Below are 17,746 nucleotides of genomic sequence, written 5' to 3'. Positions count from 1 at the left end.
TCATCTCCCCAATGTTCATGCTTCCCATGCGGACGACAAGCTATGCGAAAGAAAACATGATGGCACCCATTACCGGCTTTGTGTTATGATATCATTGCTGATAAAGCCCGCTTCACATGCGGATAATATGTGGGAACATCGTGGCTTTTTAAATGAAAAAGCCATAACCGGACAACAGGTGGAATTGAGGTGTATTGCATGGAATGCCGCGAGCTGTTGAAAAAGCTTTGCAGTATAAATGCCGTAACTGGCAGGGAGGATGTGGCGGCGCAGGCCATATCCGACATTCTTTCGCCTTATTGCGATGAGGTGAAGATTGACGCCTTTTTTAATGTGATTGGGCTGAAAAAGGGGCAGGGAGAAAATCCCCGCAATGTGCTGGTTACCGCCCACTATGACCAGATCGGCCTGGTGGTCACGGGCATTGACGAAAACGGGTTTTTAAGGTTTTCCGCCATGGGCGGAGTGGACCCGAAGATCCTTGGCGCCCAGGAGGTAACGGTCCATGGCAGGCGGGATCTTCACGGCGTGATCGGCACCAAACCACCCCATCTGATTTCTCCTGAGGACGCCGACAAACCGGTCAAACTGGAGGATATGCGCATCGATATCGGGTATGGCGCGGAGCAAGCGAGGGAATTGGTCTCGGTAGGTGACGTGGTAACCTTTAAGTTCCCGGCCATTGAACTGAAAAACAACAGGATGGCCGGAAGGAGCATGGACAACAGGAGCAGCGTGGCGGCCCTGGTGGAAATCCTGAAGGAACTGAAGCGAATCCGGCATGACGACAATGTTTATGTGGCTGCCACCGTGCAGGAGGAGTCGGGCCTGGTGGGGGCTTTCATGGCTTCATGGCACATCAGGCCGGATCTGGCCATCGCCATCGATGTCTGCCATGGGGATATGCCCGATGCCCCCAGCGATGAAAGCTTCCCATTAGGCAAAGGGGTTGCCATCGCGGTGGGTCCCATCCTGAGCCGGGAGCATACCCGGGCATGCATCGGGCTTGCAAAAAGAGAGCGGATCCCTTACCAAATCGATGCTGAGGAAAAGGATACGGGAACAGAGGCGGCTGTTTATTCCTCGGCCCTTGAAGGCATCCCGACACTTTTGCTGTCCATACCGGCCAAGTACATGCACACGACGGTGGAAATGGTGAGCCTGGACGATATCGGGGCAACGGCCCGTCTGGCAGCCCGCTATATCGCTTTCAGAGATGAACTGTTACAGGAGGGCGATTCCCAATGACAGAGCAAGGTGTATACAAGGATCCGACATCGGGGGAATACCCTGAATACCTCATTGACATGCTGAAAGAACTGACCATGGCTGATGGTGTGTCCGGAGACGAAAAACCGGTGCGTGATTTTATCATCGACCAAATCAGGGATCGGGTGGATTCCTGGCATGTGGATAATATGGGCAACCTGATTGCCTTCAAGAAGGGTACCGGCCTCAACAGGAAAGTGATGCTGGCCGCCCATATGGACGAAGTTGGCCTTTTGATCACAGGGATCAATGAAAACGGTCTTTTGAAATTCAAGGCGGTGGGTGGCATCGAAACCAGGGCCCTGGTGGGCAAGAGGGTCCGGATAGGCAAGGAGCGGGTTCCGGGCGTTATCGGCTGTAAACCCATCCATCTGCAGGATGCCGCCGAAAGGAAGAGCCCGGTTAAAAAGAGCGGGCTGACCATTGATATAGGCGCAAAGGACAGGGAGCAGGCCGAGCAAAGCGTGGCCGTGGGCGATACGGCAGTCTTTGCCTATGATCCGGTGGAGTTCGGGGAACATAAATTCATGGCCAAGGCTTTGGATGACCGTGTGGGCTGCGTCCTGCTCATGGAGCTTCTCAAAAACCGGTATCCCTTTGACCTTTACGGCTGTTTTACGGTCCAGGAAGAGATAGGACTGAAAGGTGCAAAGGCGGCTTCCTTTGCGGTATCACCCGATACGGCCATCGTGCTGGAAGGCACCACCTGCTATGATCTGACCGGGACCAGTGAACATATGATGAGCACACGGCTTGGGGATGGACCGGCCCTGACGGTTATGGACCGATCGGTGATCTCGGACAGGGGTTTGTACAAATTCATTACCCAAACCGCGGAGGAACAGGGAATTCCCTGGCAGGTCAAGCGGACCATCTCAGGCGGAACCGATGCCGGCCGGATCCAGGTGAGCGGTACGGGTGTCAGGGTTTGTACCATAGCGGTGCCATGCAGATATATCCATACGCCCGTATCGGTGATGGACAAAAGGGATTTCTTCCATGCCCTTAAGCTGGCGGAAGCGACCCTTGCCGGGCTGAACAATTGGCTCAGGGAGACCTATCAAAACCAATCAGGAGGGGAAAGCAATGTTTGATACCATAAAGAAACTGGTAAATGCCTTTGGACCGTCGGGCTGTGAAAAGCAGGTGGCAGAGGTCATCACGCAGATGATAAAGGACAAGGTGGACGAGATATACACCGATGCCATGGGTAACCTGATTGCGGTTAAGAAAGGCTCCGGCAAAAAGATCATGCTGGCTGCCCACATGGATGAGATTGGCCTCATCGTCAGCTATATCGACGAGAAAGGCTTCCTGCGGTTTGGAACCGTGGGCGGCGTGTCACCATTGATTGCCCTGGGACAGCGGGTGGTCTTTGAGAACGGCACAACCGGTGTGGTCTGGTATGAGGAGAATCTTGAAAACATGAAGGATGCCAAGCCCGATAAGATGTATATTGACATCGCGGCCAAATCCAGGGATGAGGCTATGAAAATGGTGAACGTAGGCGATATGGCGGTCTTCGCAGGCGAGCCTGTCGAGCAGAACGGGCGGGTCATCTCCAAGGCACTGGATGACCGTGTGGGCTGCGCGATCCTGGCGGAGCTGGCCATGAAACGCCCGGAGACCGACAACGAGATATACTATGTCTTTACAACGCAGGAGGAAGTGGGTTTAAGAGGAGCACGCACGGCCGCATTCGGTATTATGCCTGATCTGGCGCTTGCCATAGATGTCACAAGGACCGGCGACACGCCAAGCTGTACGCACAGGCCTGTTGTGCTGGGAGAGGGGCCTGCCGTCAAGGTCAAGGACAGCAGTGTCATAGCACATCCCAGAATCAGGGATAGACTGGTGGATTGTGCAAAAGAAAACGGCATTCCTTACCAGCTGGAGGTTCTGGAGAGGGGCGGAACCGACGCGGGAAGCATCCATATCACGGCAGGAGGCATTCCTACAGGTGCAGTTTCAATCCCGTCACGGTTCATCCACTGCCCTGCCGAAATGATTGATTTGAATGACGCGGAGAATACCGTAAGGCTTCTGGAAGCCTTTGTAAAAGCACGGTAAAAGGAAGCCCTTGTTCGGCAAAAAACGCCATTCCCATATTCATCAAAAATGCCGGGAAAATTCCTAAAATAAATCATTGTGTCGGATCAAATAATATATCTGAAAGGAGGCAGAAAGCCAATGAGCATTTTTGATGAATTTTCAAGGGATTCCTTTTTAACGAAAAAAGCGACCAATAAACAGGCCGGTGCTGCACGAAGAACCAAGAGGGATGTGGAGATAGCTTCCGAGTTTGCTGAAAGGAAGGATGCCGAAGTGGCTTCGGATGGTGGCACCCGAATTTCTGTTGTGCCCGACCACAGAGGAGGCCTCTTTGCCGTCGATGCAAACGAAAGCACCAGGGAGAAGAATTCGGGCAGGAATGCCTTTGCCGAATTTGGTGATGAGCGCTCCGCCAGGGGCAAGACCTCGGATGCCGAGTTCGGTTCCGATATGGCAGGACCGAGCCAGTATGGTACCCAGACCTATTCCCATGCAGGCGTGTCCTTCGACAAGCTCTCCGAAGATCAGGCCAAGATCTGTTATTCGGGTCTTCTTGCCAAGTCCGGGGCAGACAAGGTCATCGGTGTCTATGGTTTTGGCAGCAACCAGAGATGGGAAGATGTGTCCGAGGTTGTCATGACCAAGGATGCAACAGGGGCCTTTACCGCAACCATCCCCATTGTACACGGCAAGAATGTCAATTTCGCCTTCAAGGATTCGGCCGAAAACTGGGACAACAATTCAGGCCTGAACTACACCTTTGTGAACTGACAGAGATCGCTGCGGGCTGCTTATGGCCCGCATTTTTCACAACTCATGCTCGTTGACCCAATTTCGTGCCGCTTCGACGCTTTCGTCCGAAATATAGGGCACCTTCGCCGATGGATCAACCTTCTCGATGTCCTGAATAGCTTCTGTTGCCGCTGCAGATTTGGCAATTCTCTTCCTTCTGTCCATCCCATCACATCCTTCCATGCATAGTTGTCCCGTTGGAAATAGCGATACGGATAAAATGCTGTTCATAGTATTTCCGGAAGGGGTTTGTTTTTCGTTAGTAAAATGTGGGATAATCATATTATGCTTATCAGTCTTAAGGAGGTAGCAGCGTGAAAAATATCAGGATATGGTTTGCTTCTTCGGAGGTCGCGCCCTTTGCCAAAACGGGCGGTTTGGCCGATGTGGCCGGCTCCCTGCCGAAGGCGCTGAAAAAGCTGGGTGCCGATGTGCGTGTGGTTCTGCCCAAATACGGGCAGATCCCGTCTGAGTATGTGGAGCGCATGACATTCATGGGCTATACCATGGTGGATCTGACCTGGCGGAAACAGTATTGCGGCGTGTTTTCCCTGGAGCATGAGGGAGTAACCTATTATTTTCTGGACAATGAGTACTACTTCTTCCGGGATTGGTATTACGGCATGGGGGATGACGGGGAACGCTTCGCCTTTTTCTCCAAGGCTATCCTGGAAGTGCTCCCGCTGATCGGGTTCAAGCCTGATATCATCCATCTCAACGACTGGCAGACGGGTCTTGTAAGCGTTCTGCTCGATGCCCATTACAGGGATTACCGGGAGAACGGATTCTATAAAAACATGCATACGGTTTTTACCATCCATAACCTGAAGTACCAGGGCGTCTTCCCGAAACAGATGATGGACGAGGTTATCGGGCTGGACTGGAAATACTTCCACCCGGACGGGGTTGAGTTCTACGATCATATCAACTACCTGAAGGCCGGGCTGGCTTATTCCGCCGTGCTGACCACCGTGAGCAAGACCTATGCGGAAGAGATCAAGTATGATTTCTTCGGAGAAAACCTTCAGGGACTGATAAGAAAACGGGCTTCCGACCTTTACGGGATTGTCAACGGTATCGACTACGAGCGGAACAACCCGGAGACCGATGGACGCCTTTACAGGACTTATTCGGTCAATAACCCGGAGGGCAAGTATGAAAACAAGAGAAGGCTCCAAGAGGATCTCGGGCTTGATGTGAAAGCGGATACGCCCGTTATCGGTATCATCTCGCGGCTCATCGATCAGAAGGGGTTTGATCTGATCGCCTGCATGATGCCCGAACTCATGGAAATGGATCTTCAGCTGGTTGTTCTGGGCACCGGCGACCGGCGTTACGAGGATCTTTTCCGATGGGCGCAATCCCAATACCCGCGCAGGGTTTCCGCCAACATCTGCTATGATTCGGTTCTTGCCCAGCGCATCTATGCGGGCAGCGACATGTTCCTCATGCCGTCCCTCTATGAGCCCTGCGGCTTGAGCCAGTTGTTCAGCATGCGCTACGGAACGGTACCCATTGTACGGGAAACGGGCGGGCTCAAGGATACGGTGGTTCCGTACAACATGTACACCGGAGAGGGTACGGGATTCACCTTTGCCAATTATAATGCCCATGAAATGAAGGATGCGGTGGCGCGCGCCATCCAGGTTTACCGCGACAAGGAGAAGTGGAGCAAACTGGTGAAAGCCTGCATGTCCCAGGATTTCAGTTGGGACCACTCAGCCAGGGAATATCTGCAGCTGTACAAGACAATACTGGAACGTTATGGAAATTAGCCCGGTGTCATGGAACATCCTCCCTGCATAATATGAATCAGACCAAAAGCAAACGGGGTGTTCCTATGGGCGATTACAGAGATTGCGGCGGCTTCTTCGGCGGCGGTTGGGAATGGATTATAATCATCATTCTGATAATCCTGATATTCTTCCCCGGTATTTTCGGCGGATCTGACAAGTGCAAGGATTGCTGCTGAAAAGGATGACCATCATCGGAAAAGGCCGGTGGGTTCGACCCTCCGGCCTTGGCTTTTGCTGGTATGCTGTCAACCGCAAGAGCATCATAAGTATTGGCTTTACATGGTATAATGAAAATCGGAATGGACAGCCGTGCAGCACAGCAACCGGATTTTACGGGCTTGCGGAGCGCATGTCCCTGGTCATGCAGGTATGTGCTTTTCATGGAGCGGACAAGCTCCGGTTGCATGGCTTTATGAAAGGAGTAGCTTATGGATCTGGCACCGTACAAGATCAAACTGAGCAAAAACAAGGATGGGAACAATGCGTACTGCCAATATGTCCTGACGTACAAAAAGGGAAAAGGCCATGCCGGCCAGGCCGGCTATGATATCCTTTCAGCCCTGGCGGGGGATTCCGATCTGATCCTGGAACTGAACACGGAACTGTTTTACGGTGTGAGCCGGGAGCCTGACAAATGCGCTGAAAAGCTCCTGAAAGACATCCAGGCCCTGAATCTGGAACACTACTACCGCATGGTGACATCCGGAACCCCTTTGCGCCTTTTCGGCCTGACCCTGGAAAGGAAGGATAAAAAGCAGGCTTATCAGATAGCCGTCCATGTCCCCAACAGGATATGGAAGGAACCTTTTTTCAGGGATGTGCTGCCCGCTTGCGGGGCAAGATATTATATCGCCAGAGAGCCCATGGATGCCAGGTCTGTCCTGGATGGCTTATTTGACCTTTCGGAGGAGCAGAAAGCCGCCATGTTCAGACGGGTTCTGTTCCATTTGGCCGAGCAAGGGGTAATCGGTATCATGTCGGCAGAGGAACAGGAGAATGAGCTGCGCAGCCTGCTGGGCTTGCGGTAGTCAAGCGATCTGTAAAGGGATGCCTGCGGACCGTGACCCGCAGGGAAGAAAAGAAAGCTCATTTCCGCACCCGTGTTCTTCTCACCAGCCGGAAGAGCGCTGTAACCAGCATGATGCCAAAGGCTATGGTAAAGGCTTTGGCGATGGTGTCGATACCCAGCAGGATCGCTTCTGTCACTTCGTTGTTGACAAAGGCCTGGATGGTTTTGTAGGCGGTGATGCCGGGGACAAGGGGGAAGATGCCGGGGATGACAAAAACCGTGGCAGGCGCCTTCAGAACCTTTGCCATCAGCTCGCTGTATAGGCCGATGACAATTGTGCCGGCGAATATCTGGCTGATGCTGAAGGAAACAACGTAGGGATTGACGAGAAGGGCGGTGAGTATGCCCAACATGCCTCCAAGGCCAGCCCAAAGGAGGAGCCGCTTTTCAATGTTGATGGCGACGGCGGGTGCAACACTGCCCAGGAACCCCAATACCAGCAGCTTCAGAATGGTCATCATGCCATCACCCCCATAAGATGCCATGTGGCGATACCGATACCGGTCCCGGCCGCGATGGAGAATACGGTCATGAGAGCTTCCCCGAGCCTGGAAATGCCGCTGACAATATCGCCGTGCAACAGATCCCGTATGCCGCTTGCCAGGGCGACGCCAGGCACCAGGTTGGTGAGCGCTCCGATGATCACCAGGTAGGGATTGACCTCCAGGAGCAGCGCGAAAAGCGAGCCCAGAATGCCTGAAGCAAACGCGCCGGCGAAATATTCAATAAAGGGGAAGCTGCTCCCCTGCCTGAAGAAAAACCGCAACAGCCCCAGGACAATGCCCACGATGACCGCCGCAAGGCTCTCCATAAGGGTGCCGCCGAAGATAAGCACATAGACGAAGGCGGTAAGGGCATAGGCCATGGCGATGGTGATATTGGAGTACCTTTTGATGTTGGCGATGGCGTCCAGTTCCGCCAGCACCTGCTCGTATTCGGGCCGTTCGTTTTGGATTTTCCTCGAAAGGGCGTTTATCCTGGATATGCTGGTCAAATCGACGGTCCGGTAGGGAATTCGCCTGACAATTGTCAATGCCCCTTTTTCGCCTTCCGCACTGACGAATATGCCGGTCGGCAGGACGAAGGCATCGCAGGAAAGGCGATAACTCCGACAGATACGGACGATGGTCTCTTCCACCCGATAGGTCTCGGCGCCGCTTCTTAAAAGAAGAGAGCCGGCGCGCACCGCGATATCCAGCACTTTGTCCTGCTCCATGAGACGCAAACCACCTGTTCTTCGAATTGCCATCCGTATGAAGGATTGCCAGCTAAGGCGTTTTTCTATGCATCCTGGGTTTGAAGGCCCTGCAGGGCTCACCGCTTGCCTCAAGCACCACCTGTGACGGAAGGCGCACGCTCTTAAAACCGTAGAATCGGCATCCTCTCGGGTGGCGGGGATCCCATGTGACCTGGTAATACTGGCATTTCATGCATTCTGCTGGCTTTTTCATGTGAGCTATTATATCATAAAATGAATAAAATCTTTGATTTTGGTAACGGATGAGGTTATTTTATCATGTTTTCGCAGGGGAGGGATAAGGATGTTTGAAGGAAGGCAGGTTATCGACGTCACCAGGAAGATCCTCAGCGGCATGACGGTCTGGCCCGGAGATCCGGGAGTTCTGGTGGAGCGGACCGATTCCATTTCCGATGGCGCGGTGGCGAATGTTTCACGAATCAGCCTGGGGGTCCATTCCGGAACCCATATGGATGCCCCACTTCATTTCATCGATGGCGGCAAGGACATCGATTCAGTGGAAATCGCACGCCTTTTCGGATGCGTCCTTGTGGTGGAGGCTCCTTCCGACCGGATCGGCGAGGAACTGCTTGAACCATATGATCTGTCCGCGGTGCAGGCTGTTTTTTTCAGGACCCGTGCAAGCATGCGGGATGAAATGACACCCTTTTGGGATGAATACCCGGCCATTACCGCAGAATGTGCCGAATACCTGATTCAAAACGGCATCGTCATGGTGGGGACGGACTATTTTTCGGTTGAACTGTGCAGGGACAACCTGTACCCCGTGCATAAGACGCTTTTGTCCCATGGAATTGCCATCGTGGAGAACCTGGCTCTGAAAGATGTGGAGCCAGGCGTGTATGATTACATCTGCCTGCCGCTGAGGATAGCGGGATCCGACGGTTCACCCGTCAGGGTGCTGCTTTTCAGATAACCGGCTATTCCATCGGCGCATAGGTTGTTGTATAATGTAAGGGCTGCCGTCCCAAAATGCTTGAGAGGGCGACAGCATAGTTTGGTTTGAAAGGACGGATAGAAGTGAGTTTGGTTGAGCTTGAGCAGGTGAAGCTTGAATTGGCCGAGCTGCTGGATAACATAAAGGAATTGGGGGATTCACTTTAACTTCCCTGCCATTGAGAAAGAGCTTGAGGAACTGGAGCAAAAAGCTGCAGAACCGGACTTCTGGAACGATGCCGAGAAATCCCAGCAGGTGCTGCAGCGGACGAAAATGCTCCGTACAAAACAGGAAACCTTCAACAAGCTTCTGGGAGACTGCGAGGACGCGCTGACGCTGGCCGAACTGGGGCTGGCCGAGCAGGATGAATCGGTGCTGGAAGAAGTCCGGGCAGAATTTACCCGCCTCAGGAGCCAGTATGAAAAAATCAGGCTGGAGACCCTCCTTACGGGAGAGTATGATGCCAATGATGCCATCTTCACCCTCCATGCCGGGGCCGGAGGAACCGAGGCCATGGACTGGGTGCAGATGCTCCTGCGCATGTATATGCGGTGGGCTGAGCGCAACGGCTATGAAACCCGCATCCTGGATATGCTGGAAGGCGAGGAAGCCGGCATCAAGAGCGTCACGGTCGAGGTAACAGGCCAATATGCCTACGGATTTTTGAAATCCGAAAAAGGCGTTCACCGGCTGGTCCGCATTTCCCCCTTCGACGCGTCGGGCAGACGGCATACGTCGTTTGCCTCCATGGAAGTGATGCCGGTTCTGGACGACTCGGTGGAAATCGAGATAAATCCTGAGGATATCAAGATGGACGTCTACCGGGCCAGTGGTGCCGGCGGCCAGCATGTCAACAAGACCTCGTCGGCGGTACGCCTCACGCATATTCCCACGGGCATCGTCGTGGCTTGTCAGAATGAGCGCTCTCAGTTCCAGAACAGGGAAATGGCCATGAAAATGCTGAAGGCCAAGCTGCTGGAACTGAAAGAGCGGGAGCAGCAGGAAAAGCTTGCTCAGATTAAGGGGGAGCAGATGGACATCGCCTGGGGAAGCCAGATCCGTTCCTATGTGTTCTGTCCATATACCCTGGTGAAGGATCACAGAACCAATTATGAGGAAGGCAATATCCAGAAAGTGATGGATGGCGAAATTGACGAGTTCATCCAGGCGTATCTGACAAGGAAATAATGATGAAAAGCAAAATGCAAACGCCCTGACCTTTGGGTTCTAAGCCCAAAACGCCAGGGCGTTTTATCATTCATGGCTCATCAGCGCCGGATCCTTCTGGCCTTCCCCTTTATACGCTTTTTGCGTATCAGGTTGACGAGCTTTGAAATCAGCAGGATGATTTCCAGGATCACCAGCCCGATGACCACATAGATCAGTTCCATGTTTTCCTTGATGCGTTCCTTCAGGATCTGGGCTTCTGTCTTTTTGGGAAGAATCTCCTTGTCCGGGTACAGTTCCACGTTGATGACCGTATCGTCCATCAGCGTAAAGGTCATGATGCCCACGATGGAGTTTTTGGTTATGGGCGGCTTGAGCTTGGCTTCGTCCACGTTGATGGTCACGTTTCGGATATAGTTCTGTCCCCGGGGATAGATGTAGTGGACGTCGGCAGTCGGAACCAGGTTGACGGTTTCATCCCCCACGGTAACCGTTTTCTGAACGCTCCCTGCAGCCACCAGCGTGCCGTAGCGGTAATTGTCAAAGCCGTAATTGAACAGCTGGGCAGATTCGGTGTAAACCTTTTCGGCGGGAACATCGACCAGGATGCAGACCAGGCGCATGGAATTCCTGGTGGCGCTGGTGACGATGGACTGGACGGCAGGATCGAAATATCCCAGTATGCCGCCGTCCGTGCCCTCGTAGGTCCAGAACATGCTGTTGGTATTGGTCAGCAGCAGCGTCCTGTTTTCATCATACCAGGGCTTGGCCTGCGTTGAGAAAACCTTATTGAATTCGGTGTTGGCCAGGGCTGTCCGCACGAGCAGGGCGATATCCCGGACGGTGGTGTACTGGTTTTCGTCATACAGCCCGGTCACATTGGTGAAACGCGTGTCGGTCATGCCTATCTTTGCGGCATACTCGTTCATCAGCTGGACGAACCCGGCCTCGCCGCCTCCCACATGTTCGGCGATGGCTATGGCCGCATCATTGGCGCCGGTAAGCAGCATGGCATAGATCATATTGCGCACCGAGTACTTTTCCCCGACAGTCAGAGCAAGGGAAGCGCCTTCCACGCTGATGGCCTCATTGCTCGCGGTGACCATGGCGTCGGCACTGGATTTTTCCAGCGCGATGAGGGCTGTCAGCAGCCGGTTGGTCAGCGGGGTCTTGACGTGTTCATCCGCCGATTTGGCATAGAGGACCTGTCCGCGCCTTGCATCGATGAGCAACGCGGAAATGGCTTCCAGCGAAGGCTGGTTCTCCTGATCGACCGCTGATGCCGTTATCCCGGTGAAGGCTGACAGAAAAACAAAGGCAGCCAGGGCTGCTATGATGAGTGAAACAAGCCATCTATGAAAAAGCCGAGATTTTTCCCTCAACAACATTCCCCATACTTCCTTAAGCAAAAAAGATCATTCAAGGGTTTCCGATTCTCCCGTTGTCGGAGAGCCCGGCGGAGCACCCGTCGGGGATTGGTCGAGCGGACCCTCTTCATCAAAATGATTATAGCATATGGTCAGCCTAATTCAACGGAAAACTTCGTGACGCACCGTGATCATTTTAATTATTTCCCGGACAGGCATGCCAGCCTTTCCCGGCGGTCGGTGGGCATGGTGGCATTCGCCGTTCATACCCACCTGATCAGGGGAAGGTCATACTTGTTCATTTGATTGGCGTTCCAGGGAATCACCCGGAAGGTATAGCCGTATTCTCCGCCGTCCGTAAAGCGGAGGGAGGTTTCATAATGCCAGGTGCCCGAATCGGTCTGGCGGACCAGGGACATTTCGGCCGATTTTCCCTGGACGATGCGGTTATTGACTATGGGACCATAGAAGACTTCAACCTTCACATCCTCCGGAGCCAGCATCCCCAGCTGGACCGTAACCGACAGCCGGATTTCCTGATCGGAGAATGCCTGATAATCGGAAAGCCCATGGATGTCCTCGTTGGCTGTGAGGGTTACATGGGGCCATGCGGCTTCAACATGCCGTTTCCATGCCGCCAGATCCCTTACCAGTGCGCAGTCGGATTCATGGATCTTCTGGATGCGTTCCATACAGGGTACATACATGGCCTGGGTATATTCCTTCACCATGCGGTGAGTGCCATAGACAGGGGCCACCGATTTGATGGATTCCTTCATCATCCTGACCCAGCCGGTGGGGATGCCCCGCTCGTCCCGGTTAAAGTAGAGCGGTATGATCTCCCGTTCCAGGATCTCGTAAAGGGATTTGCTGTCGGCATCATCCTGGTGATGCTCGTTGCTGTAGGGGGTGTCGTCGCCGATCACCCATCCGTTTTTACCGTTATAGCCTTCGCACCACCATCCATCCATGATGCTGAAGTTGACCACACCGTTGATGCATGCCTTCATACCGCTGGTGCCGCTGGCTTCGAGAGGCCTCCTGGGGTTGTTCAGCCATACGTCCACGCCATGGACAAGGCTGCGGGCCAGGCTCATATTGTAGTTCTCGACGAGGAATATCTTCCCCCTGAAACCTTCCCTGCGGGCAATGTCGTGAATGTGCTTGATGACTTCATGGGCAGGCCGGTCTGCGGGATGTGCCTTTCCGGCAAAGATGATCTGGACGGGGGTGCCCTTGTTGTTCAGGATTTTCTCCAGCCTGGACAGGTCACGGAAAATCAGACTTGCCCGCTTGTAGGTGGCAAACCTCCTCGCAAAGCCGATGGTCATGGCATTGGGATCCAACTGGTTATCCAGATCATTTACCTCGTGGAGGGGAACCCCGTTGGCCATGTACTGCTTCTTGAGCCGCTCCCGGATACAGCGTATCATCTGGGTCTTCAGGGTCATATGGGTTTTCCACAGCTCGTCGTCGGGGATCCGGTCAACAGACTCCCAGACCGATTCGTCGTCCAACCGGTATTTCCAGTCGGACGGGAAATACTTGTCAAAAAGGTGCCTGATGCCCGGAGCCAACCATGTCATGGTATGTATTCCGTTGGTGATGTGGCTGATGGGCACCTCATCCTCATGGAAGCCAGGCCAGATGCAGTTGAAGATGTTGCGCGAAACGGCGCCGTGGAGAGCGCTCACACCGTTTCTCCTGCCCGACATGTTGAGGGCCAGGACGGTCATGTTGAAGTTGTCCGGATCGCCGGGCTTTAAGCCAAGCCGGATGAACTCGTGCCTCTGAAGGCCCAGCTGTTCCCAATAGCGGCAGAAATAACGGTCTACCATTTCCAGCGGGAATACGTCGTTACCGGCCGGAACCGGTGTATGGGTGGTGAAGACCGAAGAGGAGTAGACGATCTCCCTGGCCTCATCAAAGGGGATGTTTCTTTCAGCGATGAGCTTCCGCGCCAGTTCAAGGCCCATAAAGGCGGAATGCCCTTCATTCATATGGAACACGGTGCCCTTGATGCCCAGCGCGTCAAGAGCCCTTATGCCGCCTATGCCCAGGATGATCTCCTGCTGTATCCTGGTCTCCCTGTCCCCGCCGTAAAGCCGCTCGGTGAGGGAACGGTCGTAGGCATTGTTTTCCGGTACGTCGGTATCCAGAAGGTACAGCTTGACCCGGCCCACATCGATGCGCCAGATGCGGGCAAAGACCGTGCGGTTGGCAAGCTCCACGCTGATGGTCAGGGGTTTTCCGGCATCATCGGTCACAGGGATGACCGGCAACTGGGAATAGTTCAGGCTGAAATACTGGGTTTCCTGCCATCCTTCGGCATTGATGCGCTGTTCAAAGTAACCCTGTTTGTAGAGGAGCCCCACCGCGGTGAAGGGCAGACCCAGATCACTGGCCGATTTGCAGTGATCCCCCGAAAGGATGCCGAGACCGCCCGAATATACCGGAAGCACCTCATGGAAACCGTATTCTGCGGCAAAGTATACGATATGCTCGTCCTTGTACTGGGGGCAATTCCGCCTGAACCATGTATCCTCATCGGAAAGGTAATGGCGGAAATCCTTCATGACTTTTTCATACCGTTCCATGAACTCCGGGCTGGCCTGCTTTTCTTCAAGCTTTCGCCGGCTGACCTCCTGCAGAAGCCTCACGGGATTGCGGTCAAGCTTTTCCCACAGCACCAGGTCAATGTCCCTGAAAAGATCGATCGCTTCGCTGTTCCATGTCCACCAGAGATTATAGGCTAAATCCTTCAGTCCTGAGTGAGACCCAGGAATGGCGGTAGTGATTTTGATCCGACCGAACTTGTGCATATACAACCTCCATCATGTGCCGATATAAAAAGTATAGACTTATATATACCCCTTTTATGTTTTTATTAATACCGGTTCATTTTAAAAACCATTCACGCCGGTGATTCATGCGCGTAAACGCTGTGCCCACAGATTTACGCAAACTGCCATGAAACAACATCCCGCACGGGCCAAAATATGAATTATGCAGTTGTAAATTGGCGACTTTTACTATATTATATTATATATTTAACTGTGAGCCCTCAAGACTTTTATGGGATAAACTGGATTTTTTTCGGGAAAGAACCGACGGCTTGCGCACAGCATGGGCGAAAGGCTTTGGAATATCGGCAAAAAAGCTGTTTCAGATAAAAGGAATATGGGAATTGATGATATACACGCATCCTTGCTTTCAGTCTGTCCGGGTAGGGGCGACGGCTGGAAGGCTTGCATATGAATGGTAAAGGATGATGTGCGGAATCCGCAGGCATCCATGGTGATGATAATCCATTTCTCAGAAGGAGTGTGTCGTATATGGCGGGAGAGAAAAAGTTTGGGACAGCGTTGTTCGGGTTTAACAAGTCGGATGTCAATGCCTACATAGAAAAGATCATCCATGAGTTTGACCAGCGCCTGAAGGAAAAGGACGATGAGATTTCCAACCTGAAACTGCAGATCAGGGAAATGAAGGCGCGGTTTGAGTCTGCTGCCAGCGAGTCCGAGACGCTGGCCAGGGAGAAGGAAAGGATAGCCAGCGCCCTCATTACGGCACAGGAAAAAGCCGATGCGATCCTGGAAGAAGCAAGGAACCGGGCCGAGCAGGAAAAGGCAAGGCTTGATGCGGCCCTTGAGGCCGAGCGGGAGAAGATTATCGATATCAAGCGCGACATCAAGATGATGAAGAACCAGGTGATGGAAGCGCTGAGCAAGTACCAGAACCTGTTGAATGAAGTGGAAATATTCATAGAAAACAAAGAGCAGGAATATGATAATGGAGATGGTCAGGAATCCGGCGAACAGGTGCCGCAGGACAATCCTTCCTGACCTGTGCGGAAGCATTATCGGAAACGTAACCCCTGCTTGTATGAGCAGGGTTTTCTTATAATTCCGGATAAATTGCATGAGGAAAGGGGTAAATGCAACATGCAGCAGGAAATTCTTGATATTCTTCAGAAAAACAGCCGAATCAGCGATGAAGAACTGGCAGTCATGCTGGGAACGGACGCGGCAACCGTCAGGGCCGCCATTAAGGAGATGGAAGACAAGGGGATCATTACCGGATATAAAACACTGATTGACTGGGAAAAGGCACAGGAAGAAGTGGTTGTGGCCTATATCGAAGTGCGGGTGACCCCCCAGAGAGGTCAGGGGTTTGACAAGGTGGCCGAAAGGATCTACCAGTATCCCCAGGTAACGGCCTGCTGCCTCATGTCGGGCGGGTTCGACCTTTTCGTCGTGGTTGAGGGCAAGACCATGAAGGAAGTGGCGCTCTTTGTGGCGGAGAAACTGGCCACCATTGACTCGGTACTGAGTACCTCGACCCATTTTGTGCTCAAGAAGTACAAGGAGAACGGTGTGATCTTCAACCGACCCCGGAAGGATGAGAGGGAGGCTGTGGTGTTATGACCATCAAGGATATGATAAAGCCAAACATTCTGGCCACGCCGCCGTCGGGCATCCGGAAATACTTTGACCTGATCAATGAGATGAAGGATGCCATTTCCCTCGGTATCGGCGAGCCGGATTTTGAGACTCCCTGGACCATCCGGGAGGAGGGTATCTATTCCCTGGAGAAGGGAAAAACCTTCTATTCCTCCAATGCCGGCTTTATTGAGCTCAGGCAGGAAATTGCACGATTCATGGCCCGGAAGTATAACCTGGAATATGACCCGTCCACCGAAATCCTGGTCACGGTGGGCGGCAGCGAAGCCATAGATATTACGCTCCGCACCTTTGCCGGGCCCGGCGATGAGGTGATCGTTCCCGAACCCTCCTTTGTCGCCTACAAGGGATGCACCATGTTCTGCGGCGCCACGCCCGTCCCGCTGGAACTGAAGGCTGAATACGAGTTCCGCATTCAGCCCGAGCAGATTCTGTCATGTATTACCGAAAAAACCAGGGCCATCATCCTTGCCTACCCCAACAATCCCACCGGCGCCATCATGGAATATGAGGATTATGCCAAAATTGTTGAGGTGCTCCGGGATAAGGATATCATCGTCATCTCCGATGAACTGTATTCGGAACTGAATTATAAGGGCAAGCATGTTTCCATCGCCCAGTTCCCCGAAATGAAGGAAAAAACCATTGTCATCAACGGCTTCTCAAAGGCCTTTGCCATGACGGGATGGCGCATAGGCTTTGCCTGCGGGCATGCGGATGCCATGGAACAGATGAAGAAGATCCATCAGTATGCCATAATGTGCAGCCCGACCACCGCCCAGTTTGCGGCTATAGAAGCGCTCAGGAACGGCGAGCCTGAGGTCAGGAAAATGGTGGACGAATACAACAGGAGAAGGCGTGTCATGGTGGACGGTTTCAACCGGATCGGGCTCAAATGCTTTGAACCCTATGGCGCCTTTTACTGCTTCCCCGATATCCGGTCGACGGGCCTGAGTTCCGACGAATTCTGCGAAAGACTGCTGATGGAAGAAAAAGTGCTCACGGTTCCGGGCAACGCCTTTGGCGCCTGCGGCGAGGGGTTTGTAAGAGCCACCTATGCCACTTCCCTGGAGAACATCCGCGAAGCCCTGACAAGAATCGCCCGCTTTGTTGAAAGGGTAAGGGCATAAACTGGTTATACAGCATTGCATCATAAAAAAAGCAGGTCCGGTTATACCCGGACCTGTTCTTTTGTCATATATTGCTCATATTGCAGTTTCATCGTCTCCAGTATCAGGTCGTCCAGATGGCGGCTTATGGTGAGGATGACATCCTTCTCGCACCCTGCTTCGATCGCTTTGTTCAGCAGACCGCGCACGGCTTCAATCTTTTTCATTTGTATCCCCCCGGTTTTAAATTTTAACTTCTGTATTTATTTGACAAAATCATAACATATTTTGATGAACAGGTCAATAAAATCGGCTCAGGAAGCGGATTTTCGACATCTTTCGCCACATGGTGACACATTCGGATCGTTGCATAGTGTAAAATTGTTGTAGGAAAAAAATAAACAAGAGACATCCTTCTTTGATAAAATGGGATTATACACAACAAACCATTTAGAGGAAGGAGTGTC

Annotated in this window: 18 protein-coding genes; 12 read left to right on the top strand and 6 right to left on the bottom strand. The window is 52.8% G+C overall.

All coding sequences use genetic code 11. From position 1 onward, the window contains the following. Positions 1 to 198 precede the first annotated feature (198 nt). From F3H12_RS03520 to F3H12_RS03505, 4 genes are all read left to right on the top strand, one after another. Entirely contained in the window at positions 199 to 1,248 is a 1,050-nt protein-coding gene (locus tag F3H12_RS03520; protein WP_149678036.1) for a M20/M25/M40 family metallo-hydrolase, read from the top strand. After that, the gene (locus F3H12_RS03515) at positions 1,245 to 2,363 is read left to right on the top strand and encodes a M42 family metallopeptidase (RefSeq protein ID WP_149677977.1); all 1,119 of its coding nucleotides are present in this window, start codon (positions 1,245 to 1,247) and stop codon (positions 2,361 to 2,363) included. Before F3H12_RS03520 ends, F3H12_RS03515 begins: the two co-directional genes overlap by 4 nt. Beyond that, positions 2,356 to 3,339, top strand: a complete 984-nt coding sequence (locus F3H12_RS03510) for a M42 family metallopeptidase (protein WP_149677976.1) — start codon at positions 2,356 to 2,358, stop codon at positions 3,337 to 3,339. Before F3H12_RS03515 ends, F3H12_RS03510 begins: the two co-directional genes overlap by 8 nt. Positions 3,340 to 3,459: 120 nt before the next feature. Next, positions 3,460 to 4,092: a carbohydrate-binding protein gene (locus tag F3H12_RS03505; protein WP_149677975.1), complete on the top strand. Its 633-nt coding sequence runs from the start codon at positions 3,460 to 3,462 to the stop codon at positions 4,090 to 4,092. A 36-nt stretch (positions 4,093 to 4,128) separates the two neighbouring features. Here F3H12_RS03505 and F3H12_RS13210 read toward each other — a convergent pair whose 3' ends face one another. Beyond that, positions 4,129 to 4,278 carry a CDIF630_02480 family spore surface protein gene (locus F3H12_RS13210; RefSeq protein ID WP_188118346.1) on the bottom strand — a complete coding sequence of 50 codons (150 nt, stop codon included), beginning with the start codon at positions 4,276 to 4,278 and terminating at the stop codon, positions 4,129 to 4,131. 158 nt (positions 4,279 to 4,436) lie between these two features. Here F3H12_RS13210 and glgA point away from each other — a divergent pair, with 158 nt between their 5' ends. From glgA to F3H12_RS03495, 3 genes are all read left to right on the top strand, one after another. Next, on the top strand, positions 4,437 to 5,888 hold the full coding sequence (glgA, locus tag F3H12_RS03500) for a glycogen synthase GlgA (RefSeq protein WP_188118352.1): 1,452 nt from the start codon (positions 4,437 to 4,439) through the stop codon (positions 5,886 to 5,888). Positions 5,889 to 5,953: 65 nt separating this feature from the next. Beyond that, positions 5,954 to 6,085 carry a hypothetical protein gene (locus F3H12_RS13570; RefSeq protein ID WP_279231987.1) on the top strand — a complete coding sequence of 44 codons (132 nt, stop codon included), beginning with the start codon at positions 5,954 to 5,956 and terminating at the stop codon, positions 6,083 to 6,085. 252 nt (positions 6,086 to 6,337) lie between these two features. Beyond that, complete coding sequence (locus F3H12_RS03495; protein WP_149677973.1) at positions 6,338 to 6,937, top strand: hypothetical protein; 600 nt, start codon at positions 6,338 to 6,340, stop codon at positions 6,935 to 6,937. 58 nt (positions 6,938 to 6,995) lie between these two features. Here the strand turns inward: F3H12_RS03495 and F3H12_RS03490 are convergent, their stop codons facing one another. Together F3H12_RS03490 and F3H12_RS03485 are read right to left on the bottom strand one after the other, a co-directional pair. Continuing rightward, entirely contained in the window at positions 6,996 to 7,439 is a 444-nt protein-coding gene (locus F3H12_RS03490; protein WP_188118345.1) for a threonine/serine exporter family protein, read from the bottom strand. Further along, positions 7,436 to 8,194: a threonine/serine exporter family protein gene (locus F3H12_RS03485; RefSeq protein WP_188118344.1), complete on the bottom strand. Its 759-nt coding sequence runs from the start codon at positions 8,192 to 8,194 to the stop codon at positions 7,436 to 7,438. The genes F3H12_RS03490 and F3H12_RS03485 overlap by 4 nt, the downstream gene beginning before the upstream one ends. Positions 8,195 to 8,519: 325 nt before the next feature. Here F3H12_RS03485 and F3H12_RS03475 point away from each other — a divergent pair, with 325 nt between their 5' ends. Both F3H12_RS03475 and prfB read left to right on the top strand, forming a co-directional pair. Further along, positions 8,520 to 9,152: a cyclase family protein gene (locus F3H12_RS03475; RefSeq protein ID WP_149677969.1), complete on the top strand. Its 633-nt coding sequence runs from the start codon at positions 8,520 to 8,522 to the stop codon at positions 9,150 to 9,152. A gap of 110 nt (positions 9,153 to 9,262) precedes the next feature. Then, a protein-coding gene (prfB, locus tag F3H12_RS03470) for a peptide chain release factor 2 (protein ID WP_149678035.1) occupies positions 9,263 to 10,361 on the top strand; the annotation gives its coding sequence in 2 pieces (ribosomal slippage) (positions 9,263 to 9,337 and positions 9,339 to 10,361; 1,098 coding nt in all). A gap of 80 nt (positions 10,362 to 10,441) precedes the next feature. Here the strand turns inward: prfB and F3H12_RS03465 are convergent. After that, on the bottom strand, positions 10,442 to 11,728 hold the full coding sequence (locus F3H12_RS03465) for a D-alanyl-D-alanine carboxypeptidase family protein (RefSeq protein WP_149677968.1): 1,287 nt from the start codon (positions 11,726 to 11,728) through the stop codon (positions 10,442 to 10,444). Between the two features lie 242 nt (positions 11,729 to 11,970). Beyond that, positions 11,971 to 14,529, bottom strand: coding sequence for an alpha-glucan family phosphorylase (glgP, locus tag F3H12_RS03460; protein ID WP_149677967.1), 2,559 nt, complete (start codon positions 14,527 to 14,529; stop codon positions 11,971 to 11,973). A 513-nt stretch (positions 14,530 to 15,042) separates the two neighbouring features. Between glgP and F3H12_RS03455 the strand changes: the two genes are divergently transcribed. The 3 genes from F3H12_RS03455 (at position 15,043) to F3H12_RS03445 (ending at position 17,300) form a co-directional block, all read left to right on the top strand. Continuing rightward, the gene (locus F3H12_RS03455; RefSeq protein ID WP_149677966.1) at positions 15,043 to 15,552 is read left to right on the top strand and encodes a DivIVA domain-containing protein; all 510 of its coding nucleotides are present in this window, start codon (positions 15,043 to 15,045) and stop codon (positions 15,550 to 15,552) included. 99 nt (positions 15,553 to 15,651) lie between these two features. After that, positions 15,652 to 16,134 carry an Lrp/AsnC family transcriptional regulator gene (locus tag F3H12_RS03450; RefSeq protein WP_149677965.1) on the top strand — a complete coding sequence of 161 codons (483 nt, stop codon included), beginning with the start codon at positions 15,652 to 15,654 and terminating at the stop codon, positions 16,132 to 16,134. Then, complete coding sequence (locus tag F3H12_RS03445) at positions 16,131 to 17,300, top strand: aminotransferase class I/II-fold pyridoxal phosphate-dependent enzyme (RefSeq protein ID WP_149677964.1); 1,170 nt, start codon at positions 16,131 to 16,133, stop codon at positions 17,298 to 17,300. The genes F3H12_RS03450 and F3H12_RS03445 overlap by 4 nt, the downstream gene beginning before the upstream one ends. A 41-nt stretch (positions 17,301 to 17,341) precedes the next feature. Here F3H12_RS03445 and F3H12_RS03440 read toward each other — a convergent pair whose 3' ends face one another. Next, positions 17,342 to 17,506: a Spo0E family sporulation regulatory protein-aspartic acid phosphatase gene (locus F3H12_RS03440; RefSeq protein WP_149677963.1), complete on the bottom strand. Its 165-nt coding sequence runs from the start codon at positions 17,504 to 17,506 to the stop codon at positions 17,342 to 17,344. Between the last annotated feature and the right edge of the window lie 240 nt (positions 17,507 to 17,746).

It is taken from the genome of Thermoclostridium caenicola (assembly GCF_900142095.1).
Classification (GTDB): Bacteria; Bacillota; Clostridia; order DSM-8532; family DSM-8532; genus Thermoclostridium_A; species Thermoclostridium_A caenicola.
The sequence above is the reverse complement of the archived record's forward strand: the minus strand, read 5'-3'. Positions and strand labels throughout refer to the sequence as shown.

Excerpts from the sequence above, each read along its gene's own strand:
- F3H12_RS03520 (WP_149678036.1), top strand. The coding sequence starts at position 199 with ATGGAATGCCGCGAGCTGTTGAAAAAGCTTTGCAGTATAAATGCCGTA.
- F3H12_RS03515 (WP_149677977.1), top strand. The coding sequence starts at position 1,245 with ATGACAGAGCAAGGTGTATACAAGGATCCGACATCGGGGGAATACCCT.
- F3H12_RS03510 (WP_149677976.1), top strand. The coding sequence starts at position 2,356 with ATGTTTGATACCATAAAGAAACTGGTAAATGCCTTTGGACCGTCGGGC.
- F3H12_RS03505 (WP_149677975.1), top strand. The coding sequence starts at position 3,460 with ATGAGCATTTTTGATGAATTTTCAAGGGATTCCTTTTTAACGAAAAAA.
- F3H12_RS13210 (WP_188118346.1), bottom strand. The coding sequence starts at position 4,278 with ATGGACAGAAGGAAGAGAATTGCCAAATCTGCAGCGGCAACAGAAGCT.
- F3H12_RS13570 (WP_279231987.1), top strand. The coding sequence starts at position 5,954 with ATGGGCGATTACAGAGATTGCGGCGGCTTCTTCGGCGGCGGTTGGGAA.
- F3H12_RS03495 (WP_149677973.1), top strand. The coding sequence starts at position 6,338 with ATGGATCTGGCACCGTACAAGATCAAACTGAGCAAAAACAAGGATGGG.
- F3H12_RS03490 (WP_188118345.1), bottom strand. The coding sequence starts at position 7,439 with ATGATGACCATTCTGAAGCTGCTGGTATTGGGGTTCCTGGGCAGTGTT.
- F3H12_RS03485 (WP_188118344.1), bottom strand. The coding sequence starts at position 8,194 with ATGGAGCAGGACAAAGTGCTGGATATCGCGGTGCGCGCCGGCTCTCTT.
- F3H12_RS03475 (WP_149677969.1), top strand. The coding sequence starts at position 8,520 with ATGTTTGAAGGAAGGCAGGTTATCGACGTCACCAGGAAGATCCTCAGC.
- F3H12_RS03465 (WP_149677968.1), bottom strand. The coding sequence starts at position 11,728 with ATGTTGTTGAGGGAAAAATCTCGGCTTTTTCATAGATGGCTTGTTTCA.
- glgP (WP_149677967.1), bottom strand. The coding sequence starts at position 14,529 with ATGCACAAGTTCGGTCGGATCAAAATCACTACCGCCATTCCTGGGTCT.
- F3H12_RS03455 (WP_149677966.1), top strand. The coding sequence starts at position 15,043 with ATGGCGGGAGAGAAAAAGTTTGGGACAGCGTTGTTCGGGTTTAACAAG.
- F3H12_RS03450 (WP_149677965.1), top strand. The coding sequence starts at position 15,652 with ATGCAGCAGGAAATTCTTGATATTCTTCAGAAAAACAGCCGAATCAGC.
- F3H12_RS03445 (WP_149677964.1), top strand. The coding sequence starts at position 16,131 with ATGACCATCAAGGATATGATAAAGCCAAACATTCTGGCCACGCCGCCG.
- F3H12_RS03440 (WP_149677963.1), bottom strand. The coding sequence starts at position 17,506 with ATGAAAAAGATTGAAGCCGTGCGCGGTCTGCTGAACAAAGCGATCGAA.